The 23417-nt window shown below is 65.0% G+C and carries 19 protein-coding genes; 7 read left to right on the top strand and 12 right to left on the bottom strand.

Annotated elements, in window-relative coordinates:
- Window positions 1-79 precede the first annotated feature (79 nt).
- Both J9893_RS01235 and J9893_RS01230 read right to left on the bottom strand, forming a co-directional pair.
- Window positions 80-721 carry a TetR/AcrR family transcriptional regulator gene (locus tag J9893_RS01235; protein WP_210600500.1) on the bottom strand — a complete coding sequence of 214 codons (642 nt, stop codon included), beginning with the start codon at window positions 719-721 and terminating at the stop codon, window positions 80-82.
- Window positions 722-993: 272 nt separating this feature from the next.
- Complete coding sequence (locus J9893_RS01230; RefSeq protein WP_143236924.1) at window positions 994-1914, bottom strand: LysR family transcriptional regulator; 921 nt, start codon at window positions 1912-1914, stop codon at window positions 994-996.
- Window positions 1915-2082: 168 nt separating this feature from the next.
- On the opposite strand from J9893_RS01230, the gene J9893_RS01225 reads away from it, so the two are divergent.
- Entirely contained in the window at window positions 2083-3507 is a 1425-nt protein-coding gene (locus J9893_RS01225; RefSeq protein ID WP_210600508.1) for an MFS transporter, read from the top strand.
- A gap of 88 nt (window positions 3508-3595) precedes the next feature.
- Here the strand turns inward: J9893_RS01225 and hslU are convergent, their stop codons facing one another.
- The 4 genes from hslU to argS form a co-directional block, all read right to left on the bottom strand.
- Window positions 3596-4924, bottom strand: a complete 1329-nt coding sequence (gene hslU, locus J9893_RS01220) for an HslU--HslV peptidase ATPase subunit (RefSeq protein ID WP_143236925.1) — start codon at window positions 4922-4924, stop codon at window positions 3596-3598.
- A 92-nt stretch (window positions 4925-5016) separates the two neighbouring features.
- On the bottom strand, window positions 5017-5550 hold the full coding sequence (gene hslV / locus J9893_RS01215) for an ATP-dependent protease subunit HslV (RefSeq protein WP_005340772.1): 534 nt from the start codon (window positions 5548-5550) through the stop codon (window positions 5017-5019).
- Window positions 5551-5736: 186 nt separating this feature from the next.
- Complete coding sequence (locus tag J9893_RS01210) at window positions 5737-6585, bottom strand: SPOR domain-containing protein (protein ID WP_069784953.1); 849 nt, start codon at window positions 6583-6585, stop codon at window positions 5737-5739.
- A 3-nt stretch (window positions 6586-6588) separates the two neighbouring features.
- Window positions 6589-8334: an arginine--tRNA ligase gene (gene argS, locus J9893_RS01205; protein ID WP_143236926.1), complete on the bottom strand. Its 1746-nt coding sequence runs from the start codon at window positions 8332-8334 to the stop codon at window positions 6589-6591.
- Between the two features lie 314 nt (window positions 8335-8648).
- Here argS and J9893_RS01200 point away from each other — a divergent pair, with 314 nt between their 5' ends.
- The 3 genes from J9893_RS01200 (at window position 8649) to J9893_RS01190 (ending at window position 10567) form a co-directional block, all read left to right on the top strand.
- On the top strand, window positions 8649-9215 hold the full coding sequence (locus J9893_RS01200; RefSeq protein ID WP_010676027.1) for an LON peptidase substrate-binding domain-containing protein: 567 nt from the start codon (window positions 8649-8651) through the stop codon (window positions 9213-9215).
- A gap of 124 nt (window positions 9216-9339) precedes the next feature.
- A complete protein-coding gene (locus J9893_RS01195) occupies window positions 9340-9909 on the top strand; it encodes a sigma-70 family RNA polymerase sigma factor (RefSeq protein WP_010676026.1) in 570 nt (189 codons plus the stop codon).
- Complete coding sequence (locus J9893_RS01190) at window positions 9902-10567, top strand: ChrR family anti-sigma-E factor (protein WP_053288019.1); 666 nt, start codon at window positions 9902-9904, stop codon at window positions 10565-10567. The genes J9893_RS01195 and J9893_RS01190 overlap by 8 nt, the downstream gene beginning before the upstream one ends.
- 112 nt (window positions 10568-10679) lie before the next feature.
- Here J9893_RS01190 and bacA read toward each other — a convergent pair whose 3' ends face one another.
- From bacA to galE, 6 genes are all read right to left on the bottom strand, one after another.
- Window positions 10680-11495: an undecaprenyl-diphosphate phosphatase gene (gene bacA, locus J9893_RS01185; RefSeq protein ID WP_010676024.1), complete on the bottom strand. Its 816-nt coding sequence runs from the start codon at window positions 11493-11495 to the stop codon at window positions 10680-10682.
- Window positions 11496-11749: 254 nt separating this feature from the next.
- Window positions 11750-12745, bottom strand: coding sequence for an aldo/keto reductase (locus J9893_RS01180; RefSeq protein ID WP_143236927.1), 996 nt, complete (start codon window positions 12743-12745; stop codon window positions 11750-11752).
- Between the two features lie 143 nt (window positions 12746-12888).
- Window positions 12889-13956 carry a galactose-1-epimerase gene (galM, locus tag J9893_RS01175; protein ID WP_223933650.1) on the bottom strand — a complete coding sequence of 356 codons (1068 nt, stop codon included), beginning with the start codon at window positions 13954-13956 and terminating at the stop codon, window positions 12889-12891.
- A gap of 27 nt (window positions 13957-13983) precedes the next feature.
- Window positions 13984-15132: a galactokinase gene (gene galK / locus J9893_RS01170; RefSeq protein ID WP_143236928.1), complete on the bottom strand. Its 1149-nt coding sequence runs from the start codon at window positions 15130-15132 to the stop codon at window positions 13984-13986.
- Window positions 15129-16187: a UDP-glucose--hexose-1-phosphate uridylyltransferase gene (locus J9893_RS01165; RefSeq protein WP_143236929.1), complete on the bottom strand. Its 1059-nt coding sequence runs from the start codon at window positions 16185-16187 to the stop codon at window positions 15129-15131. Before J9893_RS01165 ends, galK begins: the two co-directional genes overlap by 4 nt.
- A 49-nt stretch (window positions 16188-16236) precedes the next feature.
- Window positions 16237-17250, bottom strand: a complete 1014-nt coding sequence (gene galE, locus J9893_RS01160) for a UDP-glucose 4-epimerase GalE (protein WP_143236930.1) — start codon at window positions 17248-17250, stop codon at window positions 16237-16239.
- 216 nt (window positions 17251-17466) lie between these two features.
- On the opposite strand from galE, the gene J9893_RS01155 reads away from it, so the two are divergent.
- The 3 genes from J9893_RS01155 (at window position 17467) to mglB (ending at window position 23391) form a co-directional block, all read left to right on the top strand.
- Complete coding sequence (locus J9893_RS01155; RefSeq protein WP_010676018.1) at window positions 17467-18471, top strand: substrate-binding domain-containing protein; 1005 nt, start codon at window positions 17467-17469, stop codon at window positions 18469-18471.
- Window positions 18472-19110: 639 nt separating this feature from the next.
- Entirely contained in the window at window positions 19111-22185 is a 3075-nt protein-coding gene (locus J9893_RS01150; RefSeq protein WP_210600510.1) for a beta-galactosidase, read from the top strand.
- A gap of 219 nt (window positions 22186-22404) precedes the next feature.
- Window positions 22405-23391: a galactose/glucose ABC transporter substrate-binding protein MglB gene (mglB, locus tag J9893_RS01145; RefSeq protein ID WP_010676016.1), complete on the top strand. Its 987-nt coding sequence runs from the start codon at window positions 22405-22407 to the stop codon at window positions 23389-23391.
- Window positions 23392-23417 lie beyond the last annotated feature (26 nt).

Raw genomic sequence — 23417 nt, 5'->3', positions numbered from 1 at the left:
TCTCCTTGAGGATGGCTCTGCAGCCAGAGGTCACCACCGAGAACGGCCAGCAGCAGAGCTAGCATCGCGATGCGTTGTTTCATGCCGTTTCTCCTTCTTTCATGTCGGTGGGGCGCAGGCCGCGCAGGGCCCATATCAGCCGTTGTCTGGCGGCCTCGGAGTTGTCTATCTGGCTGAGAAAGGGGGCGGCCTGTTCGGGCAGCCAGCCGAGCTGGCGACCGCTGCCGGCGATCACCAGCGGCAGGCCGACCGACCCCATGATGAAGATCATCAGCTGGAGCGGGTGACCCGCGACCAGCGACCCTTCCGCCTGTGCCATCCGTACCTGCTCGATCAGCAGCAGGGGATGACGGCGCGGCAGACTGAGCAGAAAGCGCTGGGCCGCCCCTTCACCCGCCAGGGCATCGCCAAACAGGTGGTTAATGAAGCCGCGCTGGCGCGCCACCAGCCCGATCAGCGCCTCCATGGTGGCCTCGAACATGGCGATGGCAGAGGGGTAGGAGCCTTTGGCTGCCACGGCCTTGAGCTCGTCATAGAGGGGGGCGTACCAGAGCTCCACCAACTCGTCGATAAAGGCGTCGCGGTTGCCGAAGTGGTAGACGAAGGAGCCGAGGTTCACCTCGGCCGCCGCCGCCAGCTCGCGCACCGTCAGGCCGCGCAGCCCTTTCTCGGTGGCGATGGCGAGGCCGGTATCGAGCAGTTTCTGACGGGTGGGGTGCATCTGGCTGGCGCTCCTGGTGTATGCATTTTGTACGCAATTATACGACCGTATAAAAAATGCGGAAGCGGGCGGCAGGATCTTTTTGCCCGCAATGTGATCCGCCCCGCTCTGAGGGGCCGTGATCCCCGTCCGGCAGGGGGAAGGATCCACCACTTGTGCCCAAGCCACAGACATGTCGGTGTGACGGGGTGGTGACAGGCGCTTCAGGCCCCGGGTGCGGGTGCCCGGGCCACAAGAGGCTGGTGATGGAGCCGGGAGCTGCCTGACCCGGATCAGGGGGTGTCGGTGGCCCCGGTGTGATAGGGGGGCCGGGCACAGGTGTCCCGTATCAGGGCGCGCAGCCAGCGGTGGCCCGGATCGGCATCCTGACTGGGGTGCCAGAGCAGGGCGACCCGGATCCCTGGCAGAGCGAAGGGCAGGGGCAGGGTGACCAGATCGCCGAGCAGGCTGGCGCAGTGCAGGTGCGGCACCGTCGCCACCAGATTGCTCTCCCTGACCAGGGCCAGCGCCGTCGCAAACCCGGGAACCAGGGTGGTGATGGTGCGTCTCTTCCCCTGGCCTGCGAGGATCTCGTCGATGGGGCTGTGAGGCTGCCCCCGGCGGGAGACCAGCACGTGGCGCGCGGCGGCATAGCGCGCCACGGTCAGGGTGCCGTCGCAGAGGGGGTGGTCCGGGTGCACCACGGCGACGAAGTGGTCCTGGAACAGGGCCTGGGTGCGCAGCTCGGGGGCCGTGGTGGCGCCGATCACCCCGGTCTCGAAGTCCAGCTCGCCACGGCGCAGGGGGCCGCTCTCCTTGTCGGGTTTGGCCAGAAAGTGGAGCCGCACCCCTGGGGCCTCGACGGCGAGGCGCGCCAGCAGGGCGGGGCCCACCGCCTCCACGAAGCCGTCACTGGATCGCAGGCGGAAAGTGCGCTCCAGGCTCGCCGGGTCTACTTCCTGCTGGGGGCGCAGCACGGCCCGGGTCTCCTGAACCAGGCGGGCGACCTCATCCCGCAGGGTCTGCGCCCGGGGGGTGGGGATCAGGCCGCGTCCCGCCCGCACCAGCAGCGGATCCCCCGTGGTCTCCCGCAGCCTTGCCAGGGCCCGGCTCATGGCGGAAGCACTCAGGCCTAGCCGTCTGGCGGCGCCCGCCACACTGCCCTCTTCCAGCAGGGCATCCAGGGTGATCAGCAGGTTGAAATCCGGGGTCATGGTCGTCTCCTCGCAGGCGGCGCCTGACGGGCCGACCCCTTCATGATACGCGAGTTGCCGTCTCTTCATATGGCGTCTGATGCAACTATAAGCTGCAATCCGTGCGTCTTCCGCCTTGTCATCTCCCCCGCTAGCCTGAGTGCATCATCACTTGCCGGAGAGACTGCCATGTCCACACCACTTCTTGTTTCCCCTCCTGTGACGCGCCGTCTTGGCCTCGTGGGGCTCGGGCTCGCCACCCTGCTGCCCATGCTGGCGGGCAGCATGGCCAACCTGGTGCTGCCTGCCCTGGGGCAGGACTTCGGCGTACCCTTCGCCAGCCTGCAATGGGTGCTGGTGGCCTACCTGCTTGGGATCACCAGTCTGACGGTGGTGGCGGGCCGGCTCGGGGATCGTCTGGGGCGGCGTCGCTTGCTGCTCTGGGGGACCGGGGTCTTTGCGCTGGCTTCCCTGCTGTGCGCCTTGGCCCCTTCCATTGGCTGGCTCATTGCCGCTCGCACCCTGCAAGGGGCCGGTGCGGCCTGCATGCTGGTGCTCTCCCTGGCCATGGCAGGAGAGCTGGTGCCGCCAGCCCGACGGGGCTGGAGCATGGGATTGCTCGGCACCCTGTCGGCCTGCGGCACGGCGCTCGGCCCCTCCTTTGGCGGCCTGTTGATCGGCGGATTTGGCTGGCAGGCTCCCTTCCTGCTGCTGCTCCCCCTGACGTTGCTTGCGCTGGGGTGTGCCTGGCGGGATCTGCCCCGGGATGAGGCGGGCTCTGCCGAGGGAGGCCTCCCGCTCACCAGTCTGTTGCTGCTGGTGACGGCGCTGCTCTGCTACGGGCTGGCACTGACCCGGGGCAGCCCACTCGGGGTCTGGCCGGGGATAGGGGCGCTCGCCGCCATGGTGCTCTTCGTGCGTGCCGACTCGGGCGCCCGTCGCCCCCTGCTGCCCCTGGCGCTGTTGGGGGCATCCAGGCGAAGAGGCGGGATCATCGCCAGTGCGCTGGTGGCCAGCGTCATGGTGGCGACGATGCTGATCGGTCCTTTCTACCTGCACGGCGCCTTTGCCCTCGACATGGGGACGGTGGGGCTGATGATCTCCATGGGGCCCCTGCTGGCGGCGCTGTCCGGCATGCCCGCCGGCTGGCTGGTGGACAGGGTGGGGGCGACCCCTGTGGTGCGCCTCGGCCTGGGGCTCATGGTGGTGGCCGCCGTCTTGCTGGCCTTGCTTGACAGGGCGCTCGGGCCCCTCGGCTACCTGCTGCCCATCCTGCTGCTCACCGCCGGTTATGCCCTGTTCCAGACCGCCAACAACAGCGCCGTGGTGGGGGAGGCGGAGGGGGCGAGCCGTGGCGCCGTGGCCGGGCTGCTGACCCTGTCGCGCAACCTGGGTCAGCTGACGGGGGCGGCGGGGCTGGGGGGCCTGTTCGCCGCCCTGGTAGGGCGGCCCGATCTCGCCCTCGCGACGGCGGACGAGCTGGCGTTTGCCACACGGGCCACCTTCGCCCTGACGGGCTTGCTGCTGATGAGTGCGCTCTGGCTGGCGGGAAGGGGGGAGCGTGCCGTGCAGGGTGATGTGGCCCGGGACGGCTGCGAGTCGGGAGAACGCTGAAAACGAAGACGCCTCCACAGGGGAGGCGTCTTGCTATGGGATTGAGCAGGATAGTAAACCGCTCAGCTCCTCGTTATCGATCAACCGGTTACAGAATGAAGCGGCTCAGATCCTCGTCTTCAATCAGCTTGCCGAGGTGGGCGTTGACGTAGTCGGTGTTGATGACGAAGGTCTCGCCTGACTTCTCGGAGGCGTCATAGGAGATGTCTTCCATCAGCCGCTCCATCACGGTGTGCAGACGACGGGCGCCGATGTTCTCGGTGCGCTCGTTGACCTGCCAGGCCGCTTCGGCCAGACGGCGGATACCATCCTGGGTGAACTCGATGTTGACCCCTTCGGTGGCCATCAGGGCCTTGTACTGATCGGTCAGGGAGGCGTTCGGCTCGGTCAGGATGCGCTCGAAGTCTTCGGTGGTCAGGGCGGTCAGCTCGACCCGGATCGGCAGACGGCCCTGCAGCTCGGGGATGAGGTCGGACGGCTTGGCGATCTGGAAGGCACCGGAGGCGACAAACAGGATGTGATCGGTCTTGACCATGCCGTGCTTGGTGTTGACGGTGCAGCCCTCGACCAGCGGCAGCAGGTCGCGCTGAACCCCTTCACGGGAAACGTCCGGGCCCGAGCTCTCGCCGCGCTTGCAGATCTTGTCGATCTCGTCGAGGAAGACGATGCCATTGTTCTCGACGGAGGCGATGGCCTTCTGCTTCAGCTCTTCCGGGTTGACCAGGCGGGCTGCTTCTTCTTCGATCAGCGCCTTCATGGCCTCCTTGACCTTGATCTTGCGCTTCTTCTTCTGGTTCTGGCCCAGGTTCTGGAACAGCCCCTGCAACTGGTTGGCCATCTCTTCCATGCCCGGCGGGGTCATGATTTCGACACCTATGGGGGAGGCGGCCAGATCCAGCTCGATCTCTTTGTCATCCAGCTGACCTTCCCGCAGTTTCTTGCGGAAAATCTGGCGGGTGTTGGAGTTGTCGGCTTTCTCTTCCTCACCCCAGCTGTTGCGCGGGTTGGGCAGCAGGGCGTCGAGGATGCGCTCTTCGGCGGCTTCCTCGGCGCGGTATTTCATCTTCTCCATCTCGGTCTCGCGCACCAGCTTGATGGCGACATCGGTCAGATCGCGGATGATGCTGTCCACTTCCTTGCCCACATAGCCCACTTCGGTGAACTTGGTCGCTTCCACCTTGATGAAGGGGGCGTTGGCCAGCTTGGCCAGGCGACGGGCGATCTCGGTCTTGCCGACGCCGGTGGGGCCTATCATCAGGATGTTCTTAGGGGTCACCTCGTGGCGCATCTCCTCGGAGAGCTGCATCCGGCGCCAGCGGTTGCGCAGGGCGACGGCGACCGCGCGCTTGGCGTCGGCTTGACCAATGATGTGTCTGTCCAGCTCGTGGACGATTTCTCTCGGGGTCATCTCGGACATGATGGCGTTCCTGTATCCGGGGCGGGCAGGGCCCACCCCTTGGAAAATGGGGTTTGGCTGGCGGCCTTATTTGGCAGCCCTATTTCGCCGGCTTATTTGGCTGAATAATCCAGCACTTCGATGGTGTGGTTGCCGTTGGTGAAGACGCAGATGTCGCCCGCAATCTTGAGGGACTTCTCGACGATGGTCCTGGCGTCGAGCTCGGTGTTCTCCAGCAGGGCGATGGCGGCGGACTGGGCGAAGTTGCCGCCGCTGCCGATGGCGATGAGATCGTGCTCCGGCTGCACCACGTCACCGTTGCCGGTGATGATGAAGGATTTGTGCTCGTCGGCGACGGCCAGCAGGGCTTCGAGGCGGCGCAGGGCGCGATCGGTGCGCCAGTCCTTGGCCAGCGCCACGGCGGCGCGCTCCAGGTTGCCCTGATGGGCCTGCAGTTTGGCTTCGAAGCGCTCGAGCAGGGTGAAGGCGTCGGCGGTGCCGCCGGCGAAACCAGCCAGTACCTTGCCGTTGTAGAGGCGATGAACCTTGCGGGCGTTGCCCTTCATGACGGTGTTGCCAAGAGAAACCTGGCCATCGCCACCGATGACGACCTGACCGTTGCGGCGAACTGAAACTATGGTAGTCACTTTACTTACCTCGCTTGAGCCGAATGACGGCCTGACTGTGCATGGAGGAAAAGATGGGGATGGCAAAACGGCTTTTCAAGCCTGTGCCGAGCACGGATCGCGGGGGAGGGATCGGGTGGGCGCGGGATGGCGCCAAAAGAAACAGGGCCGGGTGTTGCCACCCGGCCCTGTGCATGGACGCGGCGATCACCCCTTCTTGGGGATGCAGCCGCTGATGCCCGAGCCCTGCAGCTTGCGGTTGGCCGCATCGGCCGCCGCCTTGCCGTTGAAGGGACCGACCATCACCTTGTAGACGGCGCCACCAGCCCCGTTCACTACCTGCAGGCTGGAGGAGAGCCCGGCGGTGAAGGCGATGCGCGCCTTGAGGGATTCCGCGGAATCCTGGGAGCGCAGGGCGGCACACTGCATCATGTAGCGACCACCGTCGGCGGCTGCGGTCTGTGCAGTCTGGGTCGCCGCCTTGGCCCTGGCGGCCTCGGCACGCTCCCGCTCCAGTTCGGCGCGGATCTCCCGCTCCATCCGCTCACGCTCGGCCTTCTGATCGATCACCTGCTCCCGGGCGCTGGCGACCGGGGCACCGGTGGCCGGCTTGGCCGGTTGCACCGGTTGCGGCTGATAGGGCTTCACCTGACCGATGGGGGTTCCCGGCTGGGGAATGTCGGTCGCGACCGGCTTGGGCAGCTTCTCCGGTTGCAGGGTCATGGTCTCGGCAGGCGGGGGCGGCAGCACGCCCGGCTGGGGCGGCGGCTCTATGATGTCCACCTGCTTGTTCTCCAGCCGCTCGATGTAGCTCCACTTCTCCTGGGGCAGGGTATTGCCCTGTGCCTTGGGTTTGTTGGCCTTCACCTGCTCTTCGATGGTGGGGGCATCGGCGCCCTTGCCGTTGATGAGGTAGAGGAAGGCGCCGAAACCGACGACCAGGGCCCCGGCCAGCAGTGCCGGGATAACAGGAAAGCGGCGAGGGGCCGCTTTCTTGATGTTACGGCCACCCGCCCGTCGTCTCGGGCTGTTGCCGACGTAATCCCGGGTCGCCATCTATTACATGCGCTCCAGGGTGTGGATGCCCAGCACGCCCAGGCCCAGCTTGAGCACCCTGGCGGTGGCGGCGCACAGCAGCAGACGGCTCTGGCGGGTCGCCTCGTCCACGCCGTCCTTGTTGATCGGGCAGGCTTCGTAGAAGGTCATGAAGTTGCCGGAGAGCTCGTACAGATAGGTACAGAGCAGGTGCGGCATCCCCTTGTCCGCCACGCCGTTGACCGCGTCGGAGAACTGGATCAGCTTCTGGGCCAGGGTCTCTTCGGCATCTTCGCTCAGGACCACCTTGCCGCTCAGGGTGTCGGCATCGACGCCGGCCTTGCGGAAGATGGACTGGATACGGGTGTAGGCGTATTGCAGGTACGGCGCCGTGTTGCCTTCAAAGGAGAGCATCAGATCCCAGTCGAAGATGTAGTCGGTGGTGCGGTTCTTGGAGAGATCCGCATACTTGACCGCGCCCATGGCGATGGCGTGCACCACCTGGGCCTTCTCTTCGGCAGAGAGGTCGCTGTTGCGGCTCTCCAGCAGGGCGCTGGCGCGCTCTTCCGCTTCGTTCAGCAGGTCGACCAGCTTGACGGTGCCGCCGGAGCGGGTCTTGTAGGGACGACCGTCCTTGCCCAGCATCATGCCGAAGGCGTGGTGCTCGAGGGGCACGGACTCCGGTACATAGCCCGCCTTGCGGGTGATGGTCCAGGCCTGCATCAGGTGCTGGTGCTGACGGGAGTCGATGAAGTACATGACCCGGTCGGCGCCCAGGTTCTCGTAACGGTATTTGGCGCAGGCGATGTCGGTGGTGGTGTAGAGGAAACCGCCGTCGCTCTTCTGGATGATGACGCCCATGGGCTCGCCATCCTTGTTCTTGAACTCGTCCAGGAAGACCACGGTAGCCCCTTCGCTCTCGACCGCCAGCCCCTTGGCTTTCAGGTCGGCAACGATCTCCGGCAGCATGTCGTTGTACATGGACTCGCCCATGATGTCCTTGTTGGACAGGGAGATGTTCAGACGGTCGTAGTTGCGCTGGTTCTGCTCCATGGTCATGTCGACCAGCTTCTTCCACATGGTGCGGCAGTACTCATCGCCACCTTGCAGTTTCACCACGTAGTTGCGGGCGCGCTCGGCGAAGGCTTCGTCTTCGTCATAGTGACGCTTGGCCTGGGTGTAGAAGGCTTCCAGGTCCTTGAGCTCCATGTCGGAGGCGTGCTCGTTGGCCATCTTCTCCAGATAGGCGATCAGCATGCCGAACTGGGTGCCCCAGTCGCCGATGTGGTTGGCACGCACCACCTTGTGGCCCAGGAATTCGAGGGCGCGGGCGGCCACGTCACCGAGCACGGTGGAGCGGATGTGGTGCACCGCCATCTCCTTGGCCACGTTGGGGGCGGAGTAGTCCACCACCACGGTCTGCGGCGCCGGCAGCTTCACGTTGGCGTTGTCGGAGGTCACCATGGCTTTCACCTGACCGGCCAGCCAGCACGGGTCGAAGAAGAAGTTGATGAAGCCGGGGCCGGCGATCTCGACCTTGGCGATCAGATCGGAGGCGGGCAGGTGCTCGATGATGGCAGCGGCCAGCTCGCGGGGATTCTTGCGGGCCGGTTTGGCCAGCAGCATGGCCAGGTTGGTGGCCAGGTCGCCGTGAGCCTTCTCCTTGCATCGGTCTACTTGCACCCGGGCTTCCAGGTCGGCCGGCAAGACGCCTGCGGACTTGAGATTGGCTACCGTTTGTTCAAGTAGATGATGAATATGCTCTTTCATAACTGACCACCGAGGTTGCGCGTCGAAAAGTGACTGACTGGATAAGGGCGTGAATTTTACCCGCATCGGGCCGAGAAAACTATAGGAACGGCCCGCACCCGTAGGTGTGGCGGATATTTCACTGCGTTTTCCACCACATTGCAGGATATTGATTTGGATAAGTGGTGGTTATCCATTTCTACTGCATAACGAAACGGCTTGTCCAGGCTATTTTCCCCTGATTATGGCAGGGTTATTTATAGCGATTCGATCTGAATGATCCCGCTTCCCGTGGCGGTCGTATCCTTTGAGGACGCCGTTGGAGGATGATTCCCATGACACTGGTACTGTTTCCACTCTCCGCTCACCTGCTGCCGGGCGGCATCATGCCGCTGCGCATCTTCGAGCCCAGATACCAGCGCATGATCGCCGAGTCCCGGGAGCGGGAGTTCGCGCTCTGCATGCTGGACCCCCGCCAGCCCGACGCGCTGCGCAACATGTACCCCATCGCCACTCGGGTGCGCATCATCGATTTCGATCTGCTGCCCGATGGTTTGCTCGGCATCACGGTACTCGGGGTGGAGCGGGTGCGTATCACGGATCTCTGGCAGGAAGAGGACGGTCTGCGGGTCGGCGAGGTGGAGCCCCTGCCCCCCTGGCAGAGCGGCAGGCTCCAGGCGGATCAGCACTCCCTGGCCAAGGCGTTGCAGGACGTGTTCAACGACTATCCGGAGTACGCGGCCCTCTATCCGGAGCCGGACTGGGAGGATGCGAGCTGGGTCGCCCAGCGCTGGCTGGAGGTGCTGCCCATCCCGGTGGAACAAAAACAGTGGCTGGTGGCGGCCAAGGACAACCAGCCCACCCTCTCCCTGCTGAGCGGTCTGCTGGTCGCGAGCCATTGAATTCCCCTTCCCGGTGATCCTTTTTCCTCGCTCACCGTATTGGGGGTGAACACCACACGCGAGGGATGGCGCAATGGCATATACTGGCCAACCACAATCGGCTCCACGCAGGACATCGCCCCCCATGGACAACCCAGACGGCGACCTCACATCTTTGCTGGTCCGGGTGGCCGAGCGTGCCGACAAGGCTGCCTTCGCCACCCTGTTCCACCACTTCGCGCCGCGCATCCGCAGCTACGGGCTGCGCCACCTCGGCAGCGAAGCCAACGCCATGGAACTGGTGCAGGAGACCATGCTGCTGGTCTGGCAGAAGGCACGGCTCTATCACCCCGACAAGGGCGCCGCCACCACCTGGATCTACACAGTGATGCGCAACCAGAGCTTTGACATGCTGCGCCGCCGCCGCGCCAGCAAGGAGGAGCTCTGCGCCGAGGAGATCTGGCCGTTGCTGGAGTTCCGGGCCGAAGAGGAGCACCTGAGCGGCGGTGAAGACGCGGTGCTGACCCGCCAGATGGCCCACTATGTCGCCACGCTGCCGGAGCCGCAGCAGCAGGTGGTGCGCGGCATCTACCTGCAGGAGCTCTCCCAGCAGGAGCTGGCCGACCGGCTCGGCGTGCCCCTTGGCACCATCAAGTCCCGGCTGCGGCTGGCACTACAGAAACTGAAGGAACAAGTGGAGCAAGGCCATGATTAAGACCCATCCGACTGAACCCATGCTGCGCGCCTTCGCCGCCGACGAGCTGCCTCTGCCGCTGGCCGTCGGTGTCTCCGCCCATTGCGAGTTCTGCCCCGAGTGCGCCGCCCGGGTGAAGGAATTTGAAGAGGCGCTGGCGTGCCAGCATCTCGCCCCTGACGCGCCGGATGAGGCGCTGCCCGCCGGATTCGATGCCATGCTGGCGGGCATACTGCAACAGCCGGTGGCGACGGAGGCGGCGCTCGCCCTTGCCGAGAGCCCGAGGCCAGAGCTCAGGGTGGCGGGTCACAGTTACCGGCTGCCGCGGGCATTGGCACGGCATCATGCCCCCAGGTGGCGTCATCTCGGGGCCATCCGTCAGGTCAGCCTGCCGCTGGACGAGATGGGGGCGCGGGCCAACCTGCTCCACATCGAGGCGGGGGGCCGGATCCCCGAGCACACCCACAAGGGATATGAGCTGACCCTGCTGCTGGCGGGCACCATCGAGGATGGCGACACCCGCTATCAGGCGGGGGATTTCATCTGGCGCGACGCCAGCCACGCCCACAGCCCCCACACCCCGGACGGCTGCCTCTGCTACACGGTGCAAGATGCCCCCGTGCAGTTCACCAAGGGGTTGTCACGGTTGCTCAACGGCATCAGTCAGCACCTCTATTGAGTCGGGCTCACGGCTGCTCGGCGATAGCGGGCTGCCGCGCGACTGAGGCGGTATCACGGCATGAAAAAAGGGACCCTCGGGTCCCTTTTGTGTTGCTTGGGGGCGAAGCCCATCAGGCCACGAAGACCAGGTAGACGACGAAGGCCAGCAGGAAGCGGTAGATGGCGAACGGGATGAAGTCGAGACGACGGATCAGCGCCAGGAAGGTCTTGATGGCGACCATGGCCACCACGAAGGCGGTGACGAAGCCCACCGCAAACATGGGGAAGTCCGCCATGGAGAGGAAATCGCGGCTCTTGTAGAGATCCAGGCCGCTGGCCGCGATCATCATGGGCACCGCCATGATGAAGGAGAATTCCGCTGCCGCGTGGCGGCTGATGCCCATCAGCATGCCGCCGCTGATGGTGGCACCGGAGCGGGAGAAACCGGGCCAGAGTGCCAGGCACTGGAACAGGCCGATGCCGAAGGCCTGCTTGTAGCTGATGTCGTCCAGGGTCTCCGCGGTCACGGCGGGGCGGAACTTTTCGGCGATGATGAGCAGGATGCCACCGGCCACCAGGGCATACATCACGGTTTCCGGCCCGAACAGATTGGCCTTGATCCAGCTGTGGATAGCCAGCCCGACGACCACGGCGGGCAGCATGCCGAGGATGACGTGCACTAGGGAGAGGGTCGCGTGGCCCGGGGTCGGTTTCTGACCGAAGTGAATGCCGATGAGTCCGAACAGGCGGCGCCAGAACATGACGACCACTGCCAGGATGGAGCCGAGCTGGATCACCACCTCGAAGGTGGCGGCCTTGGGTCCTTCAAACCCGAGGAGGTGGCCGACGATGATCATGTGGCCGGTGGAGGAGACGGGGAGGAACTCGGTCAGGCCTTCCACTATGCCCAACACAAAGGCGACGAACAGGGCGTAGGATTCGGTCATGGTGCAGATCTCTTGGTTATGGGGTCTGGATAAAATCAACCCCGAACGGGTCGGGGCGGCCAATGATGGCGGAAAATCGCGCGGGCAACCAGTGAATATTGGGGATTTCAGCGCCCTGTTCCGGCCGGGAAAGGGCGCTGGCGGACCATGCAGGGCGCGGCTTGCCGCATGCTGTCAGAAGCCATGACTGCCCCGTCACGTTCTGACAGGTCAGTCACGCCTGTTGACATCTGCTTTATGATCTCTTTGTGCTGTCAGGCCAGTATGGACAGGATTTTCTGTTGAAGATCATCGTCCAGGGGGGGCTGCCCCAGGGCGTCGACGGCGCTCGTTATCTGTTGGGGATGGCTGGCGCCGATCAGGGCGCAGCTCACCACGGGGTCGCGCAGCACCCATTGCAGTGCGAGTTGCGACAGGGACTGACCCCGTTGCAGGGCCAGTGCATGCAGGGCGCGGACGGTGGCGAGCTTCTCCTCGGTGATCTGGTCCGCCGTGAGGAAGGGGCTGGCACTGGCGGCGCGGGAATCCGCGGGAATGCCCGCCAGGTAGCGATCGCTCAGCAGCCCCCCCGCCAGGGGCGAGAAGGCGACCACCCCCATGCCGTGCTCCCGGCAGGCCGGCAGGGTGTCGGGCTCAATATCGCGTTGGAACAGGGAGTATTTGAGCTGGTTGACCAGGCAGGGGGTGCCGAGCTCCGCCAGCCGGGCGGCAGCCTTGGCCGCGAGCGGGGCCGGGTAGTTGGATAGGCCGATGTAGAGCGCCTTGCCCTGGCGCACCATCAGGGCCAGGGCCTGGCAGGTCTCCTCGAGCGGGGTGCGGGGATCCGGCCTGTGGTGATAGAAGATGTCCACGTAGTCGAGGCCCAGACGGCGCAGGCTCTGGTGCAGGCTGGCGAAGAGGTACTTGGCGCTGCCGCCATCGCCGTAGGGGCCGTCCCACATCACGTAGCCCGCCTTGCTGGCGATGATGAGCTCGTCCCGATAGGGAGCTAGGCTCCTCTTGAGCAGCGTGCCGAAGGCCAGTTCGGCAGATCCCGGCGGCGGCCCGTAGTTGTTGGCGAGATCGAAGTGAGTGATCCCCAGATCGAACGCCTGGTGCACCATGGCCTTCGCGGTGGCGGGATCGCTCCCGGCGCCGAAGTTGTGCCAAAGGCCCAGACCGATGCCGGGCAGGCGCAGGCCGTGGCGGCCCGCCGCTCGGTAGGGCTGGCGCTGGTAGCGGTCGGGGGCGGCGAGGTAGTTGTCATCCATCACGGTGCGGTTCCTTGGGCTGGTGTGCAATGAGGAGCGACGGGCCCTGCGGCGGGCCTCACTCCGGCTGATTCGGCGGTGCCATCGGGGCCGCCATGACGTGGCGGCGCGCCCGGGCCCCTTCGTCTGCCCGAGCGGGGCTGTCAGGGGGCAGGAATAAAGCGATAACGGGTCTGGTGGCGATAACGCTGCCCCGGCAGCAACCAGGGATCGCCGAGGGCGGGCCGGTTCGGGCTGTCGGGCAATTGCTGGGCCTCCAGGCAGAAGCCGTCGTAATCCCGGTAGGGTCGGCCCTGACGATCCGGTGTGCCGGTCAGCCAGTTGCCGCTGTAGAACTGCAGGGAGGGCTGATTGGTGTAGACCGCCATGGTCAGCTTGCCATCCCCCGAGATCACCCGGGCGGCCCATGGCTGATTGGATCCACCAAACGGCTCATCAGCAGGCTCAAAATCGCTGTTGTTGAGCAGAAATGCGTGATCGTACCCCTTGGCCAACTGCTGCTGAGGGTGGTCCAGCCACGCCTGGCCGATGGGGCGGGGGGCGCGCAGATCGAAGGGGCCTTCCACCGGGGCGATGGCCAGCGGCAGGCTCTGGTCATCCGTGGGCAGGTAGCGGTCGGCGTCGAGGCTGATGGTGTGGTGGCGGATGTCGCCACCGCCATCCAGGTTGAAGTAGGCGTGGCTGGTGAGGCTGACCGGACTGGGGGCGTCCGTGCTGGCGCAGAAGTCGACCACCAGATCGCACTGCTCCAGCCGATACTCCAGGCTCACCCTCAGATTGCCGGGAAAGCCCTGATCCCCCGCCCGGGAGAGGAGCGCCAGCTTGACCCTGTCCGCCTCCTGCTCCTTGATCTGCCAGGTGCGGCGATGGAACCCGTCGCGCCCGCCGTGCAGGCAGTTGGCCCCCTGGTTGGCGTCCAGCGTCCAGCACTGGCCTTCCCGCTCAAGGCGGGCGCCGCCGATGCGGTTGGCAAAGCGCCCCGCCACGGCCCCCAGCCATACCTGCTGGGTGAGGTAGGCCTCGTCGGCGCAGCCCAGCAGCACCTCCCGCCGCTCTCCCGCCACCGGCAGGGTGAGGGAGGTGAGGGTGGCCCCGTATGTGAGACCGCGCAGCCGCAGTCCCTCCTCGTTTTCCAGCTCGAATCTCATCATGGTTTGCGGTTCCCCGTCGTGATCCCGTCGCCCCCTGCCGGCGTCGCGAGTGCCGGGCAGGGGGCGTCACCCGTTGTCAGGCGTGCGTTACAGTCTGCCGGCCCCTGCGCTGGCACGGCAGACGTAGCAGTCCGCCTTGAGGCCGAAACGGGCCGGGTATTCCGCCTCCACCACGGCGATCACCTCGGCCACCTTCTCGGGGCGCAGCAGGGCGACCACGCAGCCGCCAAAACCGCCGCCGGTCATGCGCACACCGCCTTCGCTGCCGATCCGGGCCTTGATGATCTCCACCAGGCCGTCGATGGAGGGCACGGTGATCTCGAAGTCATCGCGCATGGCGGCGTGGGACTGGCCCATCAGCTCACCGAGGCGCACCAGATCGCCCTGTGCCAGCGCATCGGCCGCCGCCAGAGTGCGGGCGTTCTCGCCGACCACGTGGCGGGCACGGCGATAGCAGGCCTCGTCCAGACCGGCCTTGCCCGCTTCCAGCGTCGCCAGATCCAGGTCGCGCAGGGCTTTGACCCCGTAGTGACGGGCGGCGGTTTCGCACTGCTGGCGACGGGTGTTGTATTCGCTGTCCACCAGGCCGCGGCGCACGTTGGAGTTGACGATGAGCACCGCCAGATCGGTGGGCATGGGGATGAGCCGGGTCTCCAGGGAACGGCAATCGAGCAACAGGGCGTGATCCTGCTTGCCGCTCGCGGAGATCATCTGATCCATGATGCCGCAGTTGCAGCCGACGAACTGGTTCTCCGCCTGCTGGCCGTTGAGGGCGATTTCCGCCTGGCTGATGGCCAGCCCCTGGGCCTCCTTGAAGGCCTGGCCGATGGCCACCTCCAGGGAAGCGGAGGAGGAGAGACCCGTCCCCTGGGGCACGTTGCCGGAGACCACCAGATTGAGGCCGCGCAGGGCGTGGCCCCGTGCCTGCAGGTGTTTCACCACGCCGCGGATGTAGTCGCTCCAGCGCTGGCTGGGGTGGTGCTCGATGGGGTGATCGAGACTGAACCGGTCGCGCTGGTTGTCGTAGTCGGCGGCGATCACTTCGACCAGGTTGTCGCCGCGCAGGCCGATGGCGACGCAGGTCTCGTAGTCGATGGCGCAGGGCAGCACGAAGCCGTCGTTGTAGTCGGTGTGCTCGCCGATGAGGTTGACGCGGCCTGGAGCCCGTACCAGCAGGTCGGGTTGTTGCTCAAACTGTTCGGCAAACACGGCGCTGACGCGCTGGCTCGGGGTCATAGGGCCTCCTCGTTGGACTGGTTCTGGTCGTTGTAGTGGATGGGACTGAGGGCGCGCAGCCGTTCCGCCGCCTGTTCCGGGGTGAGATCGCGCTGGGTTTCGGCCAGCATCTCGAAGCCCACCATGAATTTGCGCACCGTGGCGGAGCGCAGCAGGGGCGGATAGAAGTGGGCGTGCAGTTGCCACGCCTCGGGGCAGTCGGAACGGGGCGGGGCGAAGTGCCAGCCCATGGAGTAGGGGAAGCTGCACTGGAACAGATTGTCGTAGCGGCTGGTGAGCTCCTTGAGCGCGATGGCCAGGTCCTGTTGCTGTTCCCGGGTGAGATCCAGCATGGAGGGGACATGGGCCTTGGGCAGCAGCAGGGTCTCGAACGGCCAGGCCGCCCAGAAGGGCACCACCGCCAGCCAGTGAGCGGTCTCCACCACGATGCGGGAGCGATCCGCCAGCTCCCGCTCCACATAGTCCAGCAGCAGGGGGCGGCCGTGTTCGGCCAGCCAGGCGCGCTGGTGCGCCTCTTCCCGGGCAATCTCGTTGGGCAGGAAGTCGCTGCCCCAGAGCTGGCCGTGAGGGTGCGGGTTGGAGCAGCCCATGACGGCGCCCTTGTTTTCAAAGACTTGCACCCATTCCCACTGGTCAGAGAGCTCGGCCACCTGGTCCATCCAGGTGGTGATCACCTGCTCGATGGCAGGCAGGGGCAGCTCGGGCAGGGTCTTGCCGTGATCCGGCGAGAAGCAGATGACCCGGCTGGTGCCCCGGGCGGCTTCCAGCTTCAGCAGGGGATCCGGCGCCGCGTCAGCGGCCGGGGTGTCCTGCATCAGGGCGGCGAAGTCGTTGGTAAAGACGAAGGTGCCCTGATAGTCGGGGTTGATATCGCCGGTCACCCGGGTGTTGCCCGCACAGAGGAAGCAGTCGGGATCATGGGCCTGGCTCGGCGCCAGGCTCACCTTCTCGACCTGGCCTTGCCAGGGGCGCTTGGCCCTGTGAGGGGAGACCAGCACGTACTGGCCGGTGAGCGGGTTGAAGCGGCGGTGGGGGTGATCAACGGGGTTGAACATCATCACTCCAGTGTGTGAATTGAATACATCCGAAGGCGCAGGCCAGGGCCTACGCCTCGTAACCATTGGGGTTGGCGGACTGCCAGCGCCAGCTGTCGGCGCACATGGCGGCGAGATCCCGGCTGGCGTGCCAGTCCAGTTCCCGAGCGGCCTTGGCGGGATCGGCCCAGCACTCGGCGATGTCGCCGGGGCGCCGTGGCTCGATCCGGTAGGGAAGGGGCCGACCGCAGGCGGCCTCGAACGCCGCGACCATCTGCAACACGCTCTGGCCCTGGCCCGTGCCCAGGTTGTAGGCGTGGACACCGCCCCGTCCGGCGCAGTGTTCCAGAGCCTTGACGTGTCCTTCGGCGAGATCCATCACGTGGATGTAGTCGCGCACCCCGGTGCCGTCGACGGTTGGGTAATCGTTACCAAAGACCGAGAGGCAGTCGCGCCGGCCGATGGCGACCTGGGTCAAAAACGGCATCAGATTGTTGGGGATGCCCTGGGGATCCTCCCCCAGGGTGCCGGACTCGTGGGCGCCGACGGGGTTGAAATAGCGCAGCAGGGTCATGCTCCAGTGGGGCTCGGCCCGCTGCAGATCCTCGAGGATCTCCTCGATGATCAGCTTGGATCGGCCGTAGGGGTTGGTGGCGCTGCGGGGGAAATCTTCCCGGATCGGGGTGCTGGCGGGATCGCCGTAGACGGTGGCCGACGAGCTGAACACCAGATTGCGTACCCCGGCCAGTTTCATCGCCTGCAGCAATACCAGGGTGCCGCTCAGGTTGTTCTCGTAGTAGTCCAGCGGGATGCGGGTCGACTCGCCGACCGCCTTGAGGGCGGCGAAGTGGATCACGGCGTCGATGTGCTGCTCGCTGAAGATGCGATCCAGTAGGGCCGGGTCACGGATGTCCCCTTCGTAGAAACGGGGCTCGCGCCCGCTGATGGCGGCGACACGGGTCAGGACGCCCGCCTTGCTGTTGCAGAGGTTGTCCACCACCACGGGCTCCATGCCTGCGGCCTGCAAGGCCAGACAGGTGTGGCTGCCGATGTAGCCGCAACCGCCGGTGACCAGTACTTTCATCCGTTGTTCCACCCTCAACTCCTCGCATCAGGAAAGCCTGAGCAGGAGTCTAGCCGAGGGGCTGACGGGCAAACTGTGAGCTGCTTAACAAATATGTGTAAACGATTACACTTGTTTTCATCGACCAATGTGGCAAGTTCTGATTTTTCCCCCTGTTATCAGTGACATTGAACGGTATAATGCGGCCAGTCGCAGCGTGAAATAAGTGAAAACAGTATGAGCACCATCAAGGATGTCGCCCGTTTGGCCAATGTGTCAGTGGCAACGGTTTCACGGGTGATGAACAACTCACCCAAGGCCAGTGCCGCCTCCCGCGAGGTGGTGCTGAAGGCCATGGCCGAGCTGGGCTATACCCCCAACGCCAACGCGCGGGCCCTGGTCAGCCAGACCTGTGACACCATGGGAGTGGTGGTGGGGGACGTGGCGGATCCCTTCTTCGGCGCCCTGGTCAAAGGGGTCGCGGCAGTGGCGGTGGAGCAGGGCTTGCACCTGTTGATGGGTAATGGTTTTCACCGCGCCCAGCAGGAGCGGGAGGCCATCGAGCTGCTCATCGGCAAACGCTGCGAGGCACTGGTGGTGCACAGCAAGGCGCTCGGCGACGAGGAGCTGGTCGACTACGCCCTGCGCGCCCCCGGCATGGTGCTGATCAACCGCGACATTCCGAGTCTGAGGGGGCGCTGCATCGCTCTCAACAACCGTCAGGGTGCGGCGACCGCCACCCGTCATCTGCTGGATCTCGGCCACCGCCATATCGCCTTCCTGAGCTCGGATCACGCCATCGAGGATGCGCTGTTGCGCCACCAGGGCTATCAGGATGCCCTGGCGGAGGCGGAGGTCTTCGCCGATCCCGAGCTGGTGGAGAGCGGCATGCCCAATGAAGAGGGGGGCGAGCGCGCCATGCTCAACCTGCTGGCCAAGGGGTTGCCCATCACGGCGGTAGTGGCCTACAACGACGCCATGGCGGCAGGGGCCATCTCCGTGCTGGCGGACAACGGCCTCAAGGTGCCGGAAGAGGTGTCGGTGGTAGGCTTCGATGACATCATCTACGCCAGATACCTGAGACCCAAGCTCTCCACCATGCGCTATCCCATCGAGCTGATGGCGGCCCAGGCGGCCAAGCTGGCGCTGCAACTCGCCGCAGGGGAGAGCGAATCGGTGCAGAGCCGCATCTATACCCCCACCCTGATCAACCGCCATTCGGTCGCTCCCGTCAGGTCCTGATCGCAGCGCTTGCGCCCCGTCGGCGCAAGCGCTGCACCTGGCGAACCCGTACTGCAGCATATAAAGCGCCCCCATAGCTCAGACGATAGATAGCTCAGACCATGGATAGCTGAAAGCATGGCTAGCGCAGACCATAAAGGACTGTCTGAGGAGTGACAACCGTCCCCTCACGCTCCCTGCCTGCCGAACTCGCCAGTTCTTCCCGCTCGTCTGTCACGAGCCCCTCTCCCCCGGCCTGCCGAGCCTCACTTCCGGCCAGATCCTGCCAGACGCTCGCCATGGCTTTTCTCTGCGCCGGGCAGGGGCTCTCGTGGTCCCTGCACACTCCTTCGAGAGACCGGGCTGTGTGCCCGGAACCGGGTTGAGGCGAGGGGGCACGATGTCGGGTCTTTGCCATGGCTTGCTCCGCTGGTTCGGCCATTGCCTCCCGGTTTCACACTCCCGGGCATCTTCTGCCCTTCCGAAGGTCCGCTTTTCCCCCCTTGGGGTCATTTACCCGGATTTATCCGATTTTTACTCCGTTTTACTTAACAAAACGAGTGTAATCGTTTACATCTGTGTGAGCGGGATCGCCGATCACCGGGCAAAACTCTCCTACACTGCAGTGGTTTTCAGCGTGAATGCAGGGAGAAGTGAAGCATGCTCAGGGAGATAGTGGCCCGTCAGGATTGGCAGACCCAGGGGATCACCGCCGTGAACCGGTTGCCAGCCCATACCCCCTTGTCCAGTTGGCGCAGTGAAGGGGAAGCCAGGATAGGGGGGTTGTCACCTTCCCGCCTGCTGCTGGACGGCGAGTGGCAGTTCTCCTGGTTCGAGGCCCCGGAGCGGGTGCCGGAGCAGTGGCTGGTGGAGGATCTGCCGGATGCCTGCCCCATCAAGGTGCCGGGCAACTGGCAACTGGCTGCGGCCTACCCGGGGGCGCGGCCCGTCACGGATGTGCCCATCTACACCAACATCAAGTACCCCTTTCCCTGCGACCCGCCCCGGGTGCCTGCCGAGAATCCCACCGGTTGCTACTCCCGCGAGTTCACCGTTGCTGCGGACAGGCTGGCCGAGGGGCAGACCCGGATCATCTTCGACGGGGTGGACAGCGCGTTTCACCTCTTCTGCAACGGCCGCTGGGTCGGTTACTCCCAGGACAGCCGGCTGCCGGCGGAATTCGATCTGACCCCCTTCCTTCAGGCCGGGGCCAACCGCCTCGCCGTCCTGGTGCTGCGCTGGTCTGACGGCTCCTATCTGGAAGATCAGGACATGTGGCGCATGAGCGGCATCTTCCGCTCCGTCAGCCTGCTGCACAAACCGGCCCGTCATTTGATGGATATCCGGGTGACGCCCGAGCTCGACGCCTGCTACCGGGATGCCCGCCTCAAGGTTGAATTGCAGGCGGCCAACGGGGCCGGTCTGTCGGTGGAGGCCAACCTCTATGATGGCGACGAGCGGGTGGCGACCCTGCGCCAGCGGATCGGCACCCAGGCCATCGACGAGAAAGGGGTGTATGACGATCGTGCCGAGTTGTGGCTGACGGTAACGGCGCCACACAAGTGGAGCGCCGAGACCCCGCACCTCTATCGCCTGACCCTGACCCTGCTGGACGAGCAGGGAAGCGCTCTCGAGAGCGAGGCCCATGACGTGGGCTTTCGGGCGGTGGAAATCCGTGGCGGCCTGCTGCGGGTCAACGGCCAACCCCTGCTGATTCGTGGTGCCAATCGCCATGAACATCATCCCGCTACGGGTCACGTGGTGACCCCGGCCGACATGGAGCAGGATCTGCTGCTGATGAAGCGGCACAACTTCAACGCGGTGCGCTGCTCCCACTATCCCAATCACCCCGAGCTCTATCGCCTGTGCGACCGGCTCGGCCTCTATGTGGTGGACGAGGCGAACCTGGAGACCCACGGCATGACCCCCATGGGGCGGCTGGCGCGGGATCCCGCCTGGAGCAACGCCTTCCTGGAGCGGGTCACCCGCATGGTGGCCAGGGACTTCAACCACCCCTGCATCATCATCTGGTCCCTGGGGAACGAATCAGGTTATGGCCCGGCCCACGACGCCATGTATCGCTGGGTGAAGGGGGCGGATCCCAGCCGTCCGGTGCAGTACGAAGGGGGCGGGGCCGACACCCCGGCCACCGACATCATCTGCCCCATGTATGCCCGTACCCATCAGGATCAACCCTTCCCGGCGGTGCCCAAGTGGGCGCTGGCCAAGTGGATCGGCCTGCCGGAAGAGACCCGGCCGTTGATCCTGTGCGAATACGCCCACGCCATGGGCAACAGCCTGGGGGGCTATGCCCATTACTGGCAGGCATTTCGCGATCATCCGCGGCTGCAGGGTGGGTTTGTCTGGGATTGGGTCGATCAGGGGCTGGACAAGCAGGCCGACGATGGCCGCCATTTCTGGGCCTATGGTGGCGATTTCGGCGACACTCCCAACGATCGCCAGTTCTGCTGCAACGGCCTGCTGTTCCCCGATCGCACCCCCCATCCCTCCCTGTTTGAAGCCCGGCGTGCCCAGCAGCCCTTTGTTCTTACCCTGCAGGGTCGCCAGCCGCTGACGGTGGAGATCCGCAGCGAATACCTGTTCCGCGAGACGGATAACGAGACTCTGCAGTGGCGTCTGTGTGAAGACGGCGTGGTGGTGAGCCAGGGTGAATGCCCGCTCGAGCTGGCTCCCCGGGGGAGCGTGACGCTGACCCTGCTGGAGCAACTGCCGGCCTTTGCGCCGGGGGCGCTCGCCTGGCTGGATCTCGCCATCGTGCAGCCCACCGCCACGGCCTGGGCCGGAGCGGGTCACGAGGTGGCTCGCCAGCAATGCCTGTTGCCCGCGCCCCTGGCGCTGCCGTCGGCCTGCCCGGCGGTCAGCCTGACCGAGCAGCGCGATCACTGGGTGCTTGGCGCCGCAGATTCCCTGTGGCAGCTCGACAAGGCCAGTGGTCGCATCGTCAGCTGGCAGAAGCAGGGCCGCGAGCGGCTGCGCGACGCCATCGCCGATCACTTCTATCGGGCGCCGCTCGACAACGATATCGGCACCAGCGAGGCGGATCACGCCGATCCCAACGCCTGGATTGCCCGCTGGCAGGAGGCCGGACTCAATGATCTGCAGCACCGCTGTCTCGGCCTGGAGGCGAGTCCGGAGCTGGGTCTTATCACTGCGCACCACGGCTACTTCGTGGGTGACGAGCCGAAGATCCTGACCCGCTGGCATCACAGGATGGACGGGGAGGGCGCCATGCACCTCGCCATCGAGGTGGAGGTGGCCGCCGACATGCCCTCCCTGCCGCGCATCGGTGCCCGGCTCTGGCTGGCTGATGAACCGGCCGAAGGTGCCCCGGTGAGCTGGCTGGGGCTTGGCCCCCACGAGAATTACCCGGATCGCCGGCTCGCCGCCGATCTCGGTCGCTGGCAATTGCCCATCGAGGCGTTGCACACCCCTTATGTCTTCCCCACCGACAACGGACTGCGCTGCGATACCCGCGCACTGCAACTGGGGGATCTGGCGGTGGAGGGGCGCTTCCACTTCAGCGTCAGCCGCTACAGTCAGCAGCAGCTGGCCGAAGCCCGTCACCAGACTGATCTGGTGGCTCTGGGGGGCACGCACCTGTGCCTCGATGGCTTCCACATGGGGGTAGGAGGCGACGACTCCTGGAGCCAGAGCGTGCGGCCCGAGTTCTGGCTGTTGCCGGGGCGTTATCAGTGGCACTGCCGTCTGAGCTAGCCGGACCCGCCGTCGCGAGATGGCGAGACCCAAAGGCAGTTTCTCACGTAACTATTTAATTTTTAACAATATTACGGCTATGTAACAGAGTGTAAACGTTTTCATTTTGTTGCCAGGATCACAGACCGCCTCACAACAAACTGATTACATTAGGCTGGCGCCAGCTCAAACGGTGTACAGCATTCCCTACAAAAAACAGATAGAGATCGGAGCATAACAATGAAAAAACTCACGACAGTTGCCACCTTGCTGATGGGACTGATGGCGGGAGCCCAAGCCCAGGCCGATACCCGTATCGGGGTCACCGTCTACAAGTACGACGACAACTTCATGGCCGTGGTGCGCAAGGCCATCGAGAAAGAAGCGGCGGCCACCCCGGGTGTGGAACTGCTGATGAACGACTCCCAGAACGACCAGTCCAAGCAGAACGACCAGATCGACGTACTGCTGGCCAAGGGCGTGAAGGCTCTGGCCATCAACCTGGTTGACCCGGCGGCGGCCCCTGTCGTGATTGAGAAAGCCCGTGCGGACGAGATCCCCGTGGTCTTCTACAACAAGGAACCGAGCGCGGCCGACCTGGCCAGCTATGACAAGGCCTACTACGTTGGCACAGACTCCAAGGAGTCCGGCATCATTCAGGGCCAGCTGATCGCCAAGCACTGGAAAGCGCACCCCGAGTGGGATCTGAACAAGGATGGCGTCATCCAGTTCGTGCTGCTCAAGGGTGAGCCTGGCCACCCGGATGCGGAAGCCCGCACCACCTACGTCGTCAAGACCCTGAACGATGGCGGCATCAAGACCGAGCAGCTGCACATGGATACCGGTATGTGGGATACCGCCATGGCCAAGGACAAGATGGACGCCTGGATCTCCGGTCCGAACGCCAACAAGATCGAAGTGGTCATCGCCAACAACGACGGCATGGCGATGGGCGCCGTGGAATCCCTGAAGGCCCAGGGCAAGACCGCCATCCCGGTGTTCGGTGTTGACGCCCTGCCGGAAGCCCTGGCCATGGTCAAGAGCGGTGCCATGGCTGGTACCGTGCTGAACGATGCGGCCAACCAGGCCAAGGCCACCTTCGAGCTGACCAAGAACCTGGCCGAAGGCAAGCCGGCCGGTGAAGGCACCAACTGGAAGATCGACAACAAGGTCGTCCGCGTTGCCTACGTGGGCGTAGACAAAGACAACCTGTCCCAATTCGAGTAATTCCTCCCCTCAGGGCAAGGGAGATC

The sequence above is a fragment of the Aeromonas sp. MaB10011B genome, from assembly GCF_017939325.1.
GTDB lineage: Bacteria > Pseudomonadota > Gammaproteobacteria > Enterobacterales > Aeromonadaceae > Aeromonas > Aeromonas caviae.
The sequence above is the reverse complement of the archived record's forward strand: the minus strand, read 5'-3'. Positions and strand labels throughout refer to the sequence as shown.

Coding starts and splice junctions, on each gene's coding strand:
- J9893_RS01195 (WP_010676026.1), top strand. CDS start 9,340: ATGGACAACCCAGACGGCGACCTCACATCTTTGCTGGTCCGGGTGGCC.
- J9893_RS01210 (WP_069784953.1), bottom strand. CDS start 6,585: ATGGCGACCCGGGATTACGTCGGCAACAGCCCGAGACGACGGGCGGGT.
- argS (WP_143236926.1), bottom strand. CDS start 8,334: ATGAAAGAGCATATTCATCATCTACTTGAACAAACGGTAGCCAATCTC.
- J9893_RS01235 (WP_210600500.1), bottom strand. CDS start 721: ATGCACCCCACCCGTCAGAAACTGCTCGATACCGGCCTCGCCATCGCC.
- galE (WP_143236930.1), bottom strand. CDS start 17,250: ATGAAAGTACTGGTCACCGGCGGTTGCGGCTACATCGGCAGCCACACC.
- J9893_RS01165 (WP_143236929.1), bottom strand. CDS start 16,187: ATGTTCAACCCCGTTGATCACCCCCACCGCCGCTTCAACCCGCTCACC.
- J9893_RS01155 (WP_010676018.1), top strand. CDS start 17,467: ATGAGCACCATCAAGGATGTCGCCCGTTTGGCCAATGTGTCAGTGGCA.
- J9893_RS01190 (WP_053288019.1), top strand. CDS start 9,902: ATGATTAAGACCCATCCGACTGAACCCATGCTGCGCGCCTTCGCCGCC.
- galK (WP_143236928.1), bottom strand. CDS start 15,132: ATGACCCCGAGCCAGCGCGTCAGCGCCGTGTTTGCCGAACAGTTTGAG.
- J9893_RS01150 (WP_210600510.1), top strand. CDS start 19,111: ATGCTCAGGGAGATAGTGGCCCGTCAGGATTGGCAGACCCAGGGGATC.
- bacA (WP_010676024.1), bottom strand. CDS start 11,495: ATGACCGAATCCTACGCCCTGTTCGTCGCCTTTGTGTTGGGCATAGTG.
- hslU (WP_143236925.1), bottom strand. CDS start 4,924: ATGTCCGAGATGACCCCGAGAGAAATCGTCCACGAGCTGGACAGACAC.
- mglB (WP_010676016.1), top strand. CDS start 22,405: ATGAAAAAACTCACGACAGTTGCCACCTTGCTGATGGGACTGATGGCG.
- J9893_RS01180 (WP_143236927.1), bottom strand. CDS start 12,745: ATGGATGACAACTACCTCGCCGCCCCCGACCGCTACCAGCGCCAGCCC.
- J9893_RS01225 (WP_210600508.1), top strand. CDS start 2,083: ATGTCCACACCACTTCTTGTTTCCCCTCCTGTGACGCGCCGTCTTGGC.
- J9893_RS01200 (WP_010676027.1), top strand. CDS start 8,649: ATGACACTGGTACTGTTTCCACTCTCCGCTCACCTGCTGCCGGGCGGC.
- J9893_RS01230 (WP_143236924.1), bottom strand. CDS start 1,914: ATGACCCCGGATTTCAACCTGCTGATCACCCTGGATGCCCTGCTGGAA.